Annotated in this window: 9 protein-coding genes; 6 read left to right on the forward strand and 3 right to left on the reverse strand. The window is 50.3% G+C overall.

Going from position 1 to position 15,864, the window contains the following annotated elements:
• The first annotated feature begins 117 nt into the window (after positions 1–117).
• The 5 genes from EV209_RS09245 (at position 118) to EV209_RS09270 (ending at position 11,148) form a co-directional block, all read left to right on the forward strand.
• Positions 118–1,383, forward strand: coding sequence for an ABC transporter substrate-binding protein (locus tag EV209_RS09245; RefSeq protein WP_130435171.1), 1,266 nt, complete (start codon positions 118–120; stop codon positions 1,381–1,383).
• Entirely contained in the window at positions 1,380–4,751 is a 3,372-nt protein-coding gene (locus EV209_RS09250; protein WP_243647561.1) for a response regulator, read from the forward strand. Before EV209_RS09245 ends, EV209_RS09250 begins: the two co-directional genes overlap by 4 nt.
• Before the next feature lie 601 nt (positions 4,752–5,352).
• On the forward strand, positions 5,353–7,344 hold the full coding sequence (gene uvrB, locus EV209_RS09260) for an excinuclease ABC subunit UvrB (RefSeq protein ID WP_130435172.1): 1,992 nt from the start codon (positions 5,353–5,355) through the stop codon (positions 7,342–7,344).
• Positions 7,345–7,355: 11 nt separating this feature from the next.
• Complete coding sequence (gene uvrA, locus EV209_RS09265) at positions 7,356–10,193, forward strand: excinuclease ABC subunit UvrA (RefSeq protein WP_130435173.1); 2,838 nt, start codon at positions 7,356–7,358, stop codon at positions 10,191–10,193.
• A gap of 1 nt (position 10,194) precedes the next feature.
• On the forward strand, positions 10,195–11,148 hold the full coding sequence (locus tag EV209_RS09270; RefSeq protein WP_130435174.1) for an HPP family protein: 954 nt from the start codon (positions 10,195–10,197) through the stop codon (positions 11,146–11,148).
• 121 nt (positions 11,149–11,269) lie between these two features.
• Here the strand turns inward: EV209_RS09270 and EV209_RS09275 are convergent, their stop codons facing one another.
• Genes EV209_RS09275 through EV209_RS09285 form a run of 3 tightly spaced genes read right to left on the reverse strand, consistent with a single transcriptional unit; the run spans position 11,270 to position 14,321 of the window.
• On the reverse strand, positions 11,270–11,710 hold the full coding sequence (locus EV209_RS09275; RefSeq protein WP_130435175.1) for a GNAT family N-acetyltransferase: 441 nt from the start codon (positions 11,708–11,710) through the stop codon (positions 11,270–11,272).
• A gap of 17 nt (positions 11,711–11,727) precedes the next feature.
• A complete protein-coding gene (locus tag EV209_RS09280) occupies positions 11,728–13,422 on the reverse strand; it encodes an ABC transporter ATP-binding protein (RefSeq protein ID WP_130435176.1) in 1,695 nt (564 codons plus the stop codon).
• Positions 13,419–14,321, reverse strand: a complete 903-nt coding sequence (locus EV209_RS09285) for a DegV family protein (protein WP_130435177.1) — start codon at positions 14,319–14,321, stop codon at positions 13,419–13,421. The genes EV209_RS09280 and EV209_RS09285 overlap by 4 nt, the downstream gene beginning before the upstream one ends.
• Before the next feature lie 211 nt (positions 14,322–14,532).
• On the opposite strand from EV209_RS09285, the gene EV209_RS09290 reads away from it, so the two are divergent.
• The gene (locus tag EV209_RS09290; RefSeq protein ID WP_130435178.1) at positions 14,533–15,846 is read left to right on the forward strand and encodes an ABC transporter substrate-binding protein; all 1,314 of its coding nucleotides are present in this window, start codon (positions 14,533–14,535) and stop codon (positions 15,844–15,846) included.
• The last annotated feature ends 18 nt before the right edge of the window (positions 15,847–15,864 follow it).

Here is a 15,864-nt window from a genome sequence, read left to right on the forward strand (position 1 = left end):
ACAGCGCTGAATTTTTAAGAGAGAGCCCTGATAGTCAACCAATGGCTTGAGGGGGCTCTTTTTTTGTGTTATAATAAAATTTATTGGTACCTGAGCAGAATGAATGAAGGAGACAAGATGAAAAAATGGATATCCGCCATGTTTGCTATATTCGCATTGCTGCTTTTGGCCGCTGCCGGGTGCGGCGGTACAGGCAGCGTGGTTACTATTGAAGATCCGGACAGAGAGATTACCACAATTACTTTTTTCGGAAATAAATATGAGCCGGAAAATGTGGAAGTGATCGAAGAGATCATCTCTGGTTTCATGGAGGAGAATCCGGATATAAGGATTTCTTATGAAAGTTTGAAGGGGACGGAATATTATGATGCCCTAGAAAAGCGGATGAAGGCCGGAAAGGGCGATGATGTGTTCATGGTCAACCACGATATTTTGCTGGAGCTGGAGGGGCAGGTGGCTGATCTGTCCGGACTGAGAACAATTACTGGGTTTACCGAAAGGATGCTCGATCAAATGGAGGAAAACGGAAAAATTTTCTGGGTCCCCACCACGGTATCTGCGTTCGGCCTTTACTGCAATATGGACTTGCTGGAAGAACACGGGCAGAAAGTCCCAGAAAATCTTGGGGAGTGGGAAGCGGTGTGCAGTTATTTTGCAGGCAGAGGGATTTTACCGGTGATTGCCAACAATGATATCTCACTTAAAACTCTTGCCATCGGCCGCAGCTTCTTTCGGGCTTATCAGGAGGGGCGGCAGGCTGAGATATTTGAACAAATCAATGATGGCGAAGCGGCGCTCAGTGAATACTTGTATTCCGGGTTTACTGTGGCGGAGGAGTTCATTCAGAAGGGGTATGTTGACAAAGCGAAAGCTTTGGCTACCAAGAAAACTTCAGAGGATCTGCAGGAATTTATCCTTGGGGAATCCCCCTTTATGCTCACAGGCGCATGGGCGTCCGGCCGGGTGAGGGAAATGAATCCTGATTTTGAGTTTCAGGTGTATCCGCTTCCGGTATTGGATGATGGGGCTTTGCTGGTGATCAATCCCGATACCAGGCTGAGTGTGAATGCCGGCAGCGAACATTTGGGCGCAGCCATGAAGTTTGTGGAATACTTTACTGCGCCGGAAAATATACAAAAATTTGCTGATCAGCAATCTTCGTTCAGCCCGCTGATAAGAGGGGTTCCATCTTCGGAACCGGAAATCCAGCCATTGTATTCCTGCTATGCAGAAGGACGTACAGTGATCGGTACGGATGCACTGCTGAACCTTCCGATCTGGGAGCTCACAGCCGGTGCATCCCAAAAGCTGCTTTCCGGCGAGCCGCTGGGAGCGGTGATGGAGTGGCTGGACCGGCAGGCTGGGGAGGATGAACGATCATGAAGGGCGGAGATAGAAGAGAGACAAAAAGTTCTAAACTTACCATTGCGCTCACAGCAATTTTTATAGGCGCAGCGCTCGGCATTATGACTTACATGTTTATCAGTGCGGTGCAGGCAAAGCTTTGGCAGCAGTCCATAAATACAATTATGGAGAGCACTCAGCAGGGGCGTAATACCCTTCGGGTACAGCTCCAGGAGGAGTACGGTACCATGGAAACTGTCAGCGCTGCTTTAACTGGTATTGATATGACGAAGAGTGCGGATGCATTGGATGCGTTTTTAAGCAATTACAATGCAGTTGACCATGGGATCAGCCTCTATCTGGAAGACGGCAGATGTTTTCCTGCGGATGAGGAAATTGACAAAAATGTAGCAGAGTTTTTGCATGAGAATAATGCCAAAAGCGGGATGATTGATCCTCATATCAGCAGTGTAACGGGCGTGAATGTATTTCATTTGTTTGTTCAGGCTGAATTGTCTGACGGAACGAGAGGGTTTCTGGTGAAAGAGTATGAGGTGGGGCAAATTGTCGATTCCTTCTCCGTCTCCTTTTATCAGGACGCGGGTTTTTCTTATGTAGTCGATACGGATGGCAATGTGCTGATCCGCCCTCCGCATCCTAACAGCAATAAAACAGTACAGAACCTGTATGATATTCTTCGGGAATCAAAAAATGATTCTGCAGGACTGGAACAATTCCGGCAATCTCTGACCGGGATGAAAACCGGGTGGGCAGTGTTCTCCTATCAGGGAGAAGATACGGTTTTTTGTTATATTCCGTTGAAGCTGCAGTCAGACTGGTATCTGATTTCTATTATCCCGGAGGATGTTGTCAATGCACAGACCAATCAAATCATCCTGAAAACATTGATTCTGATCCTGTGGATCATTCTGGGGATTGCGGTTCTGGTGCTGATGTATTTCTATTATGTAAGGCGGACCAACCGCAGGCTGCGCAACCAGGCCGACTATATCAGCCATCTCTATAATGCAGTGCCGGAAGGAATCGCATTGATGACGGTGGAATCGCCCTACCTTTTCCTCCAGCTGAATGAGGAGGGGCGCCGTCTGTTGGGCTGTCAGGAAAATTCCTGCGAGCACACGTTGGGCGGACAGAGCCTTCAGGATGTGGTGCACCCGGAGGATTATGAAAGGACAGCCCTTTTATTTCGGGATTCCGTCCAAAACGGTAATAAAAACATTTTTGAGATCCGGCTCAAAAGAGTTGACAACACCTTTTTCTGGGCGGATGGGATTGTAGAGAGAACATTGGACGAGAACGGAATGCCGGTGATTATCACTGCCGTACATGATATCACGGAAGAAAAGCTGGCAGAAGAAGAGGCGGAACGCGGGAAATTGCAGGAACGCCTGACTCTGGTAGGAGCGATCTCCAATGCATATCCCTTAATTGTCAGCCTCAATCTGACGAAGGATACTCTGAATTTTATCTATATAAAACCAGGCTTAATGCTTCCGGTAGGCGTGCAGAAGTCCTTCCGCCAGTTATATGAGGATATGCTGCCAACGATACATAGAGACAGCCTGGAGGAATTCAAACAGTGTTTTGCTCCTGAAAATCTTTTTAGGGGTCTGGGAGAAATGCGCAAAGAGATTTTTTGTGAGGCGAGACAGCAGCTGGCAGATGGAGCGTATCACTGGACCTCCACCCAAGTGATCGCGGTTGACAACCCCTATTCGGAGGACAAACTGGCCATACTGATTTCACGTCGGATTGATGAACAGAGGTATGCGGAGGAGCAGCGCAGACAGGCGCTCCAGAGCGCTCTGGACAGCGCAAAAGCTGCTAATGTGGCGAAAAGTCAGTTCCTGTCCAATATGTCCCATGATATACGCACACCGATGAACGCAATTATCGGAATGACCGCCATTGCAGCTGCGCATCCTGATAATCCTGAAAGAGTATTAGAATGTCTCAAGAAAATCAACCTTTCCGGCAAACATTTACTGAGCCTGATCAATGATGTACTGGATATGTCCAAGATCGAAAATGGGAAGCTGGCGCTGCGGAATGAGCCGTTTAATTTTGCCCAGCTGGTATCAGATACTGCTGAGCTGGTCCGCGCGCAGACAGAGGCCGGACAGCTTCAACTGGATGTGCGGCTGGATTTCCTGGAAAATGAGGAGGTCATTGGAGATTCTCTGCGCATCAGGCAGATTTTTATTAATATCTTGAGTAATGCAGTGAAATATACGCCTGCAGGAGGCCGGATCAATGTGGAAGTATGGCAGGAAAAAAATGTTTATAATGGGTATTACAGCTATGTCTTCCGCTGCTCTGATACAGGGGTTGGGATGAGTGAAGAATTCCTTAAAAGACTGTTCCAGCCTTTTGAGAGGGATCAAAATACCACCAGCAGTAAAGTGACAGGAACGGGGCTGGGCATGGCGATCACCAAAAACCTGGTGGATTTGATGAATGGCGGTATACGGGTAGAGAGCCAGCCGGGAGAAGGGTCTGTATTCACTGTAACAATCCCTTTGAAAGTGCAGAATGTGGAGCATGAGGAGGTGCCGCAACAGTGGATGGATGTACGCAGTCTGATTGCCGATGATGATTTACAGGTTTGTGAGAGCACCAAAGAACTGCTTCAGGCGATGGGGCTTCGCGCGCAGTTTGTCACCACGGGCCGGGAAGCGGTTTCACGGGTATTAGAGGCCAAAGATACGCAGGACCCGTTCCAGCTGGTGATTCTTGACTGGAAGATGCCAGAGATGGATGGCGTTACAGCAGCCCGGCGCATCAGGGAAGAGGTGGGGCCGGATATCCCGGTGGTTATCCTGACTGCCTATGACTGGGCGGAAATTGAGGGGGAAGCCCGCAGCGCAGGTGTTACGGCGTTCCTTTCCAAGCCCTTTTTCCGGTCAAAAATGTGTTACCTGCTCCGGGAACTGAGCGCGGGGGACGAACCTCCCAGGTGGAATTCCTTTGAAGGCAAGGCTGATTATACGGGAAAACATGTTTTATTGGTTGAAGATAATGAAATCAATATGGAAATTGCGCGGACTTTGCTTGAGGAGACAGGGGTACTGCCGGAAGAGGCGCATAATGGAGAAGAAGCAGTAAACATGGTGAAGAAATCTGCAGAGGGGCACTATGATTTAATTTTTATGGATATCCAGATGCCGGTTATGGATGGGTATCAGTCCACAAGGGCGATCCGCGGCCTGGCCCGCAGGGATGCTGCGTCCCTGCCCATTGTCGCTATGACAGCCAATGCCTTTGAGGAAGATGTGAGAGAGGCTTTCCAGGCAGGTATGAACGCTCATTTAGCAAAACCCATAGATCTGGAGCAACTGGAACAGATTCTTCATCAGTTTTTAGGGGCGAATCGCAGGGAGAATTAATCTGTCCGTTTGGCATAAAATGTGGTTATAATATATGGAAAAGAGGGGCATGTCTTCAGTATGCCCCTCTTTTTCAATGAGGCTTGAAAATTTAAAGGATAAAATGTGTTATTTTGATTGACGCTGGGAAGTATTTGGAGTAAAATAAATAAGAACATTTGTTCTTGATCGGGGAGAAGAAAGGGAAGCAGTTTACTGAAATGTTGAACTGGAAAAAACGGGTGAAGATGTTGCCGTGTTTCCAAAAGAAACAGCAGATGATAAATACTTTCAAAAGGGATAGGACTATAAAAAAAGTGAAATACCAATTCGCTACACATGTGTAGCGAATTCGAGTGGAGGTCTTATGAATGAAAAAAAGAATTGATAAAGCAAAATGGTGACAAACTTCCAGCCATGGAAGAGACTTGTAGAACAGGAGCAACAGGGAAAGCCTAAATCAACATATGGCTCATATCTGTTGAAAAACCTTTCGCGAGAATTATCCGATGAATTTGGAACAGGTTTTTCAGTTGCTAAACTACTGAAAAAACATAATATTATATTAATAATGATGTATAAGTGTTACTGTACTGTATTGATGTACTAAAAGGAGAATTTTATGGATCATTTCGAGTTAGTTTCCGAATACCAGCCTACCGGAGACCAGCCTCAGGCTATTGAAGAGCTGGTGCAGGGTTTTCAAAAAGGCAGCCAGTTTGAGACCCTGCTGGGCGTCACCGGATCGGGTAAGACATTTACCATGGCAAATATTATCGCGAGGATGAATAAACCCACGCTGGTGCTGGCCCACAACAAGACTCTGGCGGCCCAGCTCTACAGCGAGTTCAAAGAATTCTTCCCGAACAATGCGGTGGAATATTTCGTAAGTTATTACGATTACTACCAGCCGGAAGCCTACGTCCCTTCCACAGACACATACATTGAAAAAGATTCATCCATCAATGATGAAATTGATAAAATGCGCCACTCAGCTACCGCGGCGCTGGCGGAACGGCAGGATGTGATCATCATTTCCTCCGTGTCCTGTATCTACGGTTTGGGCAGCCCCATTGATTACAAGAAGATGGTGGTATCCCTGCGCCCCGGGATGACAAAGGACAGGGACGAGGTGATTCACCAGCTGATCGACAATCAATACACCCGCAATGATATGGACTTTCACCGGGGAACCTTCCGGGTGCGGGGGGATGTGCTGGAGATTTTTCCTGCGGCTTCCGGAGAGGACGCGGTAAGGGTGGAATTTTTCGGGGATGAAGTGGACAGGATTACGGAAATTGACGTTCTGACCGGAGAGATCAAGAGCCGGCTGGAGCATGTGGCGATTTTCCCGGCTTCCCACTATGTGGTGGCCAAAGAGGAGATGGAGCGTGCCGTCCGGGACATTGAAGCAGAACTCAAGGAACAGGTGGCGCTGTTCAAAAGCGAAGGAAAACTGTTGGAGGCGCAGCGGATTTCCGAACGGACTAATTTTGATATCGAGATGATGCGGGAAACCGGCTTTTGTTCCGGCATTGAGAACTATTCCAGGCATCTGACCGGACTGGAACCGGGACAGGCTCCCCATACCCTGCTGGACTATTTTCCGGAGGAGTTCCTGCTGATGATTGACGAGTCCCATATCACCGTGCCTCAGGTCCGGGGAATGTATGCGGGAGACCGTTCCAGGAAAAAAACGCTGGTGGAATTTGGGTTCCGCCTGCCCTCAGCCCTGGACAACCGCCCGCTGAATTTCCAGGAGTTCGAGCAAAAACTGGATCAGGTGCTGTTTGTTTCCGCAACGCCCAGCGATTATGAAGAAGAGCATGAAATGCTGCGGGCCGAGCAGGTGATCCGGCCTACAGGGCTTCTGGACCCGGAGGTGTGCGTCAGGCCGGTGGCCGGGCAGATTGACGACTTGTTGGGAGAAATCCGGAAAGAAACGGATAAGAAGAACAAGGTGCTGGTGACCACGCTGACCAAGCGGATGGCAGAAGACCTTACAGATTACCTGAGAGAAGCGGGCGTGCGGGTGAAGTATCTGCATTCTGACATTGTGACCCTGGAGCGGGCCCAGATCATCCGGGACATGAGGCTGGATGTGTTCGACGTGCTGGTAGGCATCAATCTGCTGCGTGAAGGGCTGGATATCCCGGAAATTTCCCTGGTGGCCATCTTGGACGCGGACAAAGAAGGCTTTCTGCGGTCCCAGCGTTCTCTGATTCAGACCATCGGGCGGGCGGCCAGAAATTCAGAGGGCCATGTGATCCTGTATGCGGATACCATGACAGACTCCATGCGGGGCGCGATAGACGAAACGGTGCGCCGCCGGAAAATCCAGCAGGAATACAATGAAGCACATGGAATCACGCCCCAGACCATCCACAAGGCGGTGCGGGATCTTGTGACGATTTCCCAGGCCGCAGAAGCCGCGCGGGACAGGCTGGAGAAAGACCCGGAGTCCATGGATGCAAAGGAACTGAAGAAGCTGATCGCGCAGGTGACAAAAAAGATGCAGCAGGCAGCGGCGGAGCTGGACTTCGAATCCGCAATGGAGCTGCGTGACCAGATGAAAGAACTGAAACGCCACCTGCTTGAAATAGAAGAACCATAAATGGAGGAATTATGTCTGAAAAACAGTATATTAAGATAAGAGGAGCCAATGAGCATAACCTGAAGAATCTGGACGTGGATATTCCGCGCAACGAGTTCGTAGTGCTCACCGGCCTGTCCGGTTCCGGGAAATCATCCCTGGCTTTTGACACAATCTATGCGGAGGGGCAGCGGCGTTACATGGAGTCGCTGTCCTCCTATGCGAGGCAGTTCCTGGGGCAGATGGAAAAGCCAAATGTGGAGAGCATCGAAGGATTGTCCCCCGCCATTTCCATTGACCAGAAATCCACCAACCGGAATCCCCGTTCCACTGTGGGTACAGTGACAGAAATTTATGATTACTTGCGCCTTCTGTATGCCCGGGTGGGGATTCCCCACTGCCCTCAGTGCGGCCGGGAGATCAAGAAACAGACTGTCGACCAGATGGTGGACCAGATCATGGAGCTGCCGGAACGGACCAGGATCCAGCTGCTGGCTCCGGTGGTCCGGGGCCGCAAGGGGCAGCATGTCAAGGTGTTCGAGCAGGCCAAGCGCAGCGGATACGTGCGGGTGCGGGTGGATGGAAATCTGTTTGAACTGAATGAGGAAATTACCCTGGATAAAAACAAAAAACACAATATTGAAGTTGTTGTGGACCGCCTGGTGGTGAAAGATGGGATCGGGCAGAGACTGACAGATTCCATTGAAAATGTGCTGAAACTTTCGGACGGGCTGCTGGTGGTAGATGTGTTCGGGGAAGAACCTCTGAATTTCAGCCAGAGCTTTTCCTGTCCGGACTGCGGAATCAGCATGGAGGAGATAGAGCCCCGCAGCTTTTCCTTCAATAATCCTTTCGGCGCCTGCCCTGACTGTTTCGGGCTGGGATATAAGATGGAGTTTGACGAGGACCTGATGATTCCTGATAAAACCCTGAGCATCAACCAGGGGGCGATTGCAGTGATGGGGTGGCAGTCCTGCTCTTCCCCGGGCAGCTTTACCAGAGCCATACTGGACGCGCTGTGCAGGGAATATGACTTTGACCTGGACACTCCTTTTGAACAGTATCCTGAGAGAGTTCATGATATTCTGATCAATGGCACAGACGGACATTCTGTTAAGGTATACTATAAAGGACAGAGGGGGGAGGGCGTTTATGATGTGGCTTTTGAAGGGCTGATCCGCAATGTGCAGCGCCGTTATAGGGAGACATCCTCTGAGAGCATTAAATCTGAATACGAAACCTTTATGCGCATCACCCCCTGCAAGACCTGCGGTGGCAGAAGGCTGAAAAAGACGTCTCTGGCAGTGACGGTTTGGGATAAGAATATTTTTGAGCTGACGGAAATGTCCATCAAAGATCTGCACCGGTTCCTGGGAGGGCAGGAGCTCACCCCTTATCAGGAGGCTATCGGAGGACAGATCCTGAAGGAAATCCGCGCCAGAATTAATTTTCTCGTGGATGTAGGGCTGGATTATCTGTCCCTGTCAAGGGGGACAGGCACCCTGTCCGGGGGCGAGGCACAGAGAATCCGTCTGGCGACCCAGATCGGTTCCGGCCTGGTGGGCGTAGCCTATATCCTGGATGAACCCAGCATCGGCCTGCATCAGCGGGATAATGACAAGCTGCTGCATACGCTGCTGAGGCTGCGGGATCTGGGCAACAGCGTGCTGGTGGTGGAACATGACGAAGATACCATGCGGGCGGCGGATTATATTGTGGATATCGGTCCGGGCGCGGGCGAACACGGCGGAAAAGTTGTGGCTGCCGGGAATGCGGAGGAGATCATGGCCTGCCCGGAGTCTATCACCGGGGCCTATCTCAGCGGAAGGCTGGAAATCCCGGTGCCGGAGAAAAGAAGAGAGCCGGTGGGCTGGCTGACCGTGCGGGGGGCCAGGGAAAATAACCTGAAAAATATAGATGTGAAGATTCCTCTCGGGGTGATGGTCTGCGTCACCGGCGTTTCCGGGTCCGGCAAGAGTTCGCTGGTAAACGAAATCCTTTATAAGTCTCTGGCCAGGAAACTGAACCATGCCAGGACCATTCCGGGAAAACACAGATGTATTGAGGGCGTGGAGCAGCTGGACAAGATCATTGCTATTGACCAATCGCCTATCGGGCGCACGCCCCGTTCCAATCCGGCCACTTATACCGGCGTGTTTGATCTGATCCGGGATCTCTTCGCCTCCACAGCGGATGCAAAGGCTAAAGGTTACCAGAAAGGCCGATTCAGCTTTAATGTAAAAGGCGGCCGCTGCGAAGCCTGCTCCGGAGACGGGATTATTAAAATCGAGATGCACTTCCTGCCGGATGTATATGTGCCTTGTGAGGTCTGCGGCGGGAAGCGGTATAACAGGGAGACGCTGGAGGTCAAGTACAAGGGAAAGAGCATTTATGACGTGCTGAATATGACCGTGGAAGAGGCCGTGAAGTTTTTTGAAAATGTCCCTTCCATCCGCAGGAAAATTGAGACACTTTATGACGTCGGGTTATCCTATATCAGGCTGGGCCAGCCCTCCACCACTCTGTCAGGAGGAGAAGCGCAGCGGATTAAGCTGGCGACAGAGCTGAGCCGGAGAGGGACAGGACATACCATCTATGTGCTGGACGAGCCTACAACAGGACTGCATTTTGCAGACGTGCACAAGCTCACGGGAATCCTTCAACGTCTCTGTGACGGCGGAAATTCTGTGGTGGTGATCGAGCATAATCTGGACGTGATCAAGACAGCGGATTACCTCATAGATATCGGCCCGGAAGGGGGAGACGGGGGCGGCACTGTGATCGCACAGGGAACTCCGGAGCAGGTTGTCGAAAATCCCATATCCTTTACGGGAAAATATGTGAAGAAATATCTGAGAAGCGGGGAATGAGATGAAAGAGAAATACAGACGTTATGCCTTTTTTCTGACCATATTGCTGGTATGCGCTATGACAGGAGCGGCAGAACTGCTGCAGGAAAAAGAGATTATTTTTCCTGAAATCACCGCGCTGGCGGTAGGCGCCTGGGCGGCGCCGAAACAGCTGTGGAAGACTGACAGGCTGCGAATATGGGCAAGCATCACGTTGTTTGCAGTGATGGGGGTGCTGATCGTACGTTGTATTCCCCTGCCGATATATGCGCAGATGATTCTGGCTTTTGCTGTATCCTCCTGCGGACTGCTTTGGTCAGGCACAAATTTTGCGCCTATGATCTCCGCTATGGTTCTGCCAGTGCTGATGCAGACTGATACCTGGATTTATCCGGTTTCTGCCTCTGCACTGGCCGCTGTCATTGTACTGGTCCAAAAGCGGATGGAAAAAATCGGCTGGCGCAGCGAAGGCGAATTCATGCCGGCCCGTTTGGAAAAGTCAGATTGGATTATGCTGGTGAGGCGGGTTCTGACAGTCGCTGTCCTGGCGGCCCCGGCGCTGTGGCTGGATATGAAATTTGCAGCAGCGCCTCCTCTTCTGGTGGCGTTTACCAGTATGACAGAACCCGGGACAGCGCTGAGGAAGAAACCTGCAGCGGCCGTGATGGTAGTGACTGCCTGTGCGGCCGCCGGGATTCTGTGCCGGTATGGCCTCACCGGATTGCTGGGCCTGCCGCTGACGGTTTCGGCGGCAGCGGCCACTGTGGTGATGCTGGCTGTCATGTCCGGGACAGGGATCTACCTGCCGCCCGCCGGCGCGATTACAATTCTGGCCATGCTGATCCCGGCTGATCAGATGCTGTTTTATCCGCTTCAGATCGCGGCAGGCTTTGCAGCTCTTGTGGTCTGTGCGCTGGTGATCGCTCCGGAGCGGGAGGAGAAGTACATAGAGGACGCGGGAGAAGAGGGAATTTAACTGTTATTTTTGAGTGAACCCGTACGTTACGGCCGCCCTGTTTCGATCAGTCTTTTGATTGGCCTATCAGGGCGTCCTTTCCCAAGAAGGCCTACTCAGACATCCTGATAAACGAAAACTACTATCTGCACATGTATAAAAGCGGATAGGGATTTCCTTGCTCATCATAATCAGTTCTTTTGTAAACCTTGAAACCCATGTGTTCATAAAAACCTTTTGCAAGAGGATTTTGCTCATTCACTGCCAAATCGTTAATCAAATATTTTTCTATTCCATATTTAAGCAGCTCACTGCCTAAGCCTTTTCCCCTTTCTTCATCAGAGATAAACAGCATTTCAAGGTGCTGTTCTGCAATTCCCATAAATCCTATCGGTACTTGATTTTCGTTTTCTACAATAATTAAATGGGGAATTTCGTTTAATGCTTGAGGAACATATTTCTTAATTTCCTCTATTTCGTTCTTCGATAAAAAAAGATGTGTCGCTTTTACAGAACTTTTCCAAACCTCTAACAGCTGTTTTAGCAACAACGGATTTCTATCCTTTATTTCAATTATTTTCATTTCAAGCCTCCCCAATTTTAATTTCGTCGGTACGCCTTATCCGGGCCAGTGATGCGTCCGTCTTCAAAATGCAGGAGCTGCTGCGCATGCTCCACTGTAGAGAGCCGGTGCGCGATCACCAGGGTGGTTTTGCCCTTGCGCTGCGCCTCCATAGCGGCGATTACCTGGGCCTCCGTCCGGGAATCCAGCGCGCTGGTGGCTTCGTCCAGGATCAGGATGGGCGCGTTTTTCAGAAAAGCTCTGGCCAGGCAGATGCGCTGTTTTTGCCCGCCGGAGAGGCGGACGCCTTTGGGGCCTGTGAGAGACTGGTAGCCGTCTGGCAGTGCCATAATAAAATCATCAGCCATGGCATACCGGGCTGCCTGCCGGATTTCTTCCTCAGCGGCATCTTCCCGGCCAAAGCGGATATTTTCTTCAATGGTTCCGTCAAACAGATAAGCGTCCTGCTGCACATAGGCGATCTGCGACCGCAGATCGGCCAGCTTCAGGCTTCGGATGTTTTTTCCGTCTATGTAAATATTGCCGGAATCCGGTTCATAGAAACGGGGGATCAGGCGGCAGAGCGTGGATTTGCCCACGCCGGATTCTCCGGTAACCGCCGCATAGCCTCCGGCAGGTATTGTGAAGCTGATATCGTGAAGCACCTCGCCGGTTTCCTGACGATAGGAAAAAGAAACGTGTTCCATGCGGATTTCCCCGCGGCATTCCAGAAAGGACTCAGCATCCGCTGCATCCCGGATTTCCGGTTCCATCTCCATAAAATGCATGACCCGCTCAAACCCGGCCATACCCTGCTGGTACTGGTTGGTCATGCCTGCAATTCTGCGGATGGGTTCAGTCAGATAGCCCACGTACATGAGAAACGCCACCAGAACAGATACCGGAATGCTCCCTTTGGAGATCAGAACCGCGCAGCAGCCCACCACCAGAATGGTCATCAGCTGCAGCAAAAACTGCACGCCCTGATATTCCACAGACTCGATAAAATAGATTCCTGTACGGCTGTGGAAAAATCGTTTCCCGGCAGCGGCGAAACGGCGTTCCGCCTGGGCTTCCTGGCCATATGCCTGCACCACCCGGATACCGGAGAGCAGATCCTCGGCCTGAGCGTTAATATCGCTGATATCCTGGCGATTTTTCCGGGAAATGATCCTCACTTTATGGGAAAAATACAAGGTATAGAGAGCCATTACCGGAATGCATAAAAATGCGATCAGGGACAGGGGCCCGCACACGGAAACCAGAATAATGCCGGTGCCGATAAATTTAACAATGCTGGTAACATAGTCCTCCGGACCGTGGTGGAACAGTTCTGTCAAATCCAGCAAATCATTGGTAAGAGAGGACATCAGCTGGCCCACCCTGAATTCGTCATATTCGGAAGAGGAAAGCCGGGTCAGATGGGCGAATAGCTTCTGACGCAGAGCGTTCTCCATTTCCGCTCCCAGCTTGTGGCCGTAAAAATCATAGAAATAGTTAAAGAGCATTTCCAGAACAGCCAGGGCCAGCATAACGCCGCAGACCGGCAGAAGTTTGCTCAGCGCCTCTGAAGAATCCATATCTATAACGATATTCGTGATTTTACTGACGCACAGCGGTATCAGCAGCGTAAATAAGGATGCTGCAAAGGAGCAGAGCAAAATCAGGGAAAAGCGGAACCTGCAGGGCAGATACAGTTTGCAGAATTCCTTCAGGCGGGATTGGGATTTCATGAAGACCTCCCGGCGTCCCAGCGTTCCACAATTCCGATCCCCAAAGGATATGGGCCGGTGTGCACGCCGATGGTTGCGCCGATTTGGCGTATGGGCAGGCTGTCTTTCGGGAGCTGGCCGTTTAATGCTTCCAGAACCTTATCCTGAAAAGGCACGGCTTCCTCGTGGTTTATGCCTGCGCCCAGGGCAAAAGAATATTTCTGTGGATCTAAACCGTGTTTTTCAAAATGCTCCGTAAGCTTCTGGACTACTTTATCCAGCGATTTTTTCCGGCTGCGGGCAATGCCTCCAAGGAAAATTTCCCCCTGTTTGAGGGTGATGACAGGGCGGAGAGACAGCCAGTTTGTGACCATGCCGGCCACTTTGCCGGCCCGGCCGCCTTTCAGGAGATAGTCCATATTAGCGATGGTAAAGAAAATCCTGCCGGTATGTTTGATTTCTCCAATCCGTTTTACCAAATCTTCATAGGAGAGTCCGGCCTGCCGCATACGGGCGGCCTCCACTGCTACAAGCCCTTGCAGCACGGTGTTCACTGTAGTATCAATCACGGTAATTTTGATATCCGGATATTTTTCCAGCACGGCCGAACGGGCGGCTACAGCGGAATTGTAGGAGCCGCTGAATTTTGTGGTGATGCAGAGGCAGATGATGTCCGTGCCTTTTTCTGCATATGGAAGAAAAGCATTGATAAAATCCTGTACTGACGGAAGGGAGGATTTGGGACATGCCTTGGGGTGGTCGATCATTTCCTGGTAAAAATCTAATACGCCCACTTCGGCAATTTCCTTTCGGTAGACCTCCCCATCAAGAGAGACATAAAAGGGAACCACATGGATTCCATACTGCTCTGCTAATTCCGGCCCCAGATCGCAGGAGCCATCGCTGATAATCTGATACATAGTATTAAAAACCCTTTCATTTGTTGATATCCTCTATATTCTAGCATAATCTGGAAGGTTGTCAATCCGGGAAGCATAATACAAAAATCAGTAAAACTTAAAAGTGCAGGATTTTACAGGAAACAGTTGCAGTTTTTCCATTCAATTTGTCAAAAATTGTTGATAGAATACAAATATCCAAAACAGTTGAATCAAATAAAAGGAGGAACACATGAAAAGAAGATTTTATTGTGCAGTGATGGCCGGAGTGATGGCCGCGGCAATGACGGGATGCGGGAATACGGACAGCAGCAAGACCACAGTGGCCGCAGGAACAGAGAACGCAAATGTGAAGGGTGGGGAACTGAGCATTCTGGCACCCCAGAACAGCGTAAACGACGGAACATATGCCATGGTGGATGCTTTTGAGAAAAAGTACGGCGTCAAGGTATCTCTGGAACTGCTTCCGGACAATGAGGCGGAAAATCTGATTCGGTCCAGAGCGGCAACAGGGGATTTGGGAGATATTGTGGATTTTCATTCCGGATCTCAGCTCAGCACTCTGAGCCCCGGCGATAATCTGATGGATATTACCGGAGAAGGGTATCTGAAGAATGTGGACGATACCTTCCTGGATTGCGTGACTGTGGACGGAAAGGTGTATGGTACGCCAGTAGGCCCTACCTATGCGGGAGGCGTATTTTATAATAAGAAGATCTATGAGGAATTAAAGCTGGAAGTGCCGAAGACATGGGAAGAATTCCTGGAAAACTGCAGCGCCTGCCAAAATGCCGGATATACGGGCATCATCGGAACATACGGGGACGCCTGGACCTCACAGCTGCTTCTTTTGTCGGATTTTTACTATCTGAATTCCAGCGAGCCGGATTTTGCAGAGAAATATACTGCCGGAGAAGTGACGCTGGAGGACGCGCCGGAGTATTTGAAGAGCCTTGAAAAGCTGGCTGCCCAGAAAGAGTATTTCAATGCGGATTTCCTTTCCAGTACAAATGACGACGGATGCAGGATGCTGGTAGAAGGAAAAGGTGCGCACCAGATCATGCGGACCAGAGAGTATAACAGCATGGTAGAAAGCTACCCGGAGGCTGAGGAACTGATTGGATTCTTCGCAGTTCCCGGAGAGGACGGTTCAGACAGTGGAATTACTGTCTGGATGCCTCATGGATTCTATATCGCCAAAAACGCAAAGAACCTGGAAAACGCGAAACTGTGGCAGGAATTTACCACTACTGAAGAAGCTGCCAAGGCTTATGCTGCGGCCTCCTCTCCCATGGGGCCTTTTATGCTCAAAGGCGTGGATCTGGGGAACAATGTACGGCCCGCGATTCAGGAGGTGATGAATTATGTGGAAGGAAGGAAATCCGCTCCCGCAATGGAATTCCTCTGCCCGGTGAAAGGAACGAATATGGCACAGATCTGTGTGCAGATCGGTTCAGGAGAAATCTCTCCGGAAGATGGGATCAAGGCGCTGCATGAGGATAATAAAAAATCAGCTCAGCAGCTGGGGCTGGAAGGCTGGAAGTAAACAGAATGAAAAAGGAGG

The organism is Cuneatibacter caecimuris, assembly GCF_004216775.1.
Classification (GTDB): domain Bacteria; phylum Bacillota; class Clostridia; order Lachnospirales; family Lachnospiraceae; genus Cuneatibacter; species Cuneatibacter caecimuris.

Bases quoted from the DNA above. Each gene is read 5' to 3' on its own strand.
- EV209_RS09275 (WP_130435175.1), bottom strand. From the start codon at position 11,710: ATGAAAATAATTGAAATAAAGGATAGAAATCCGTTGTTGCTAAAACAG.
- uvrB (WP_130435172.1), top strand. From the start codon at position 5,353: ATGGATCATTTCGAGTTAGTTTCCGAATACCAGCCTACCGGAGACCAG.
- EV209_RS09285 (WP_130435177.1), bottom strand. From the start codon at position 14,321: ATGTATCAGATTATCAGCGATGGCTCCTGCGATCTGGGGCCGGAATTA.
- EV209_RS09245 (WP_130435171.1), top strand. From the start codon at position 118: ATGAAAAAATGGATATCCGCCATGTTTGCTATATTCGCATTGCTGCTT.
- EV209_RS09280 (WP_130435176.1), bottom strand. From the start codon at position 13,422: ATGAAATCCCAATCCCGCCTGAAGGAATTCTGCAAACTGTATCTGCCC.
- EV209_RS09270 (WP_130435174.1), top strand. From the start codon at position 10,195: ATGAAAGAGAAATACAGACGTTATGCCTTTTTTCTGACCATATTGCTG.
- EV209_RS09250 (WP_243647561.1), top strand. From the start codon at position 1,380: ATGAAGGGCGGAGATAGAAGAGAGACAAAAAGTTCTAAACTTACCATT.
- EV209_RS09290 (WP_130435178.1), top strand. From the start codon at position 14,533: ATGAAAAGAAGATTTTATTGTGCAGTGATGGCCGGAGTGATGGCCGCG.
- uvrA (WP_130435173.1), top strand. From the start codon at position 7,356: ATGTCTGAAAAACAGTATATTAAGATAAGAGGAGCCAATGAGCATAAC.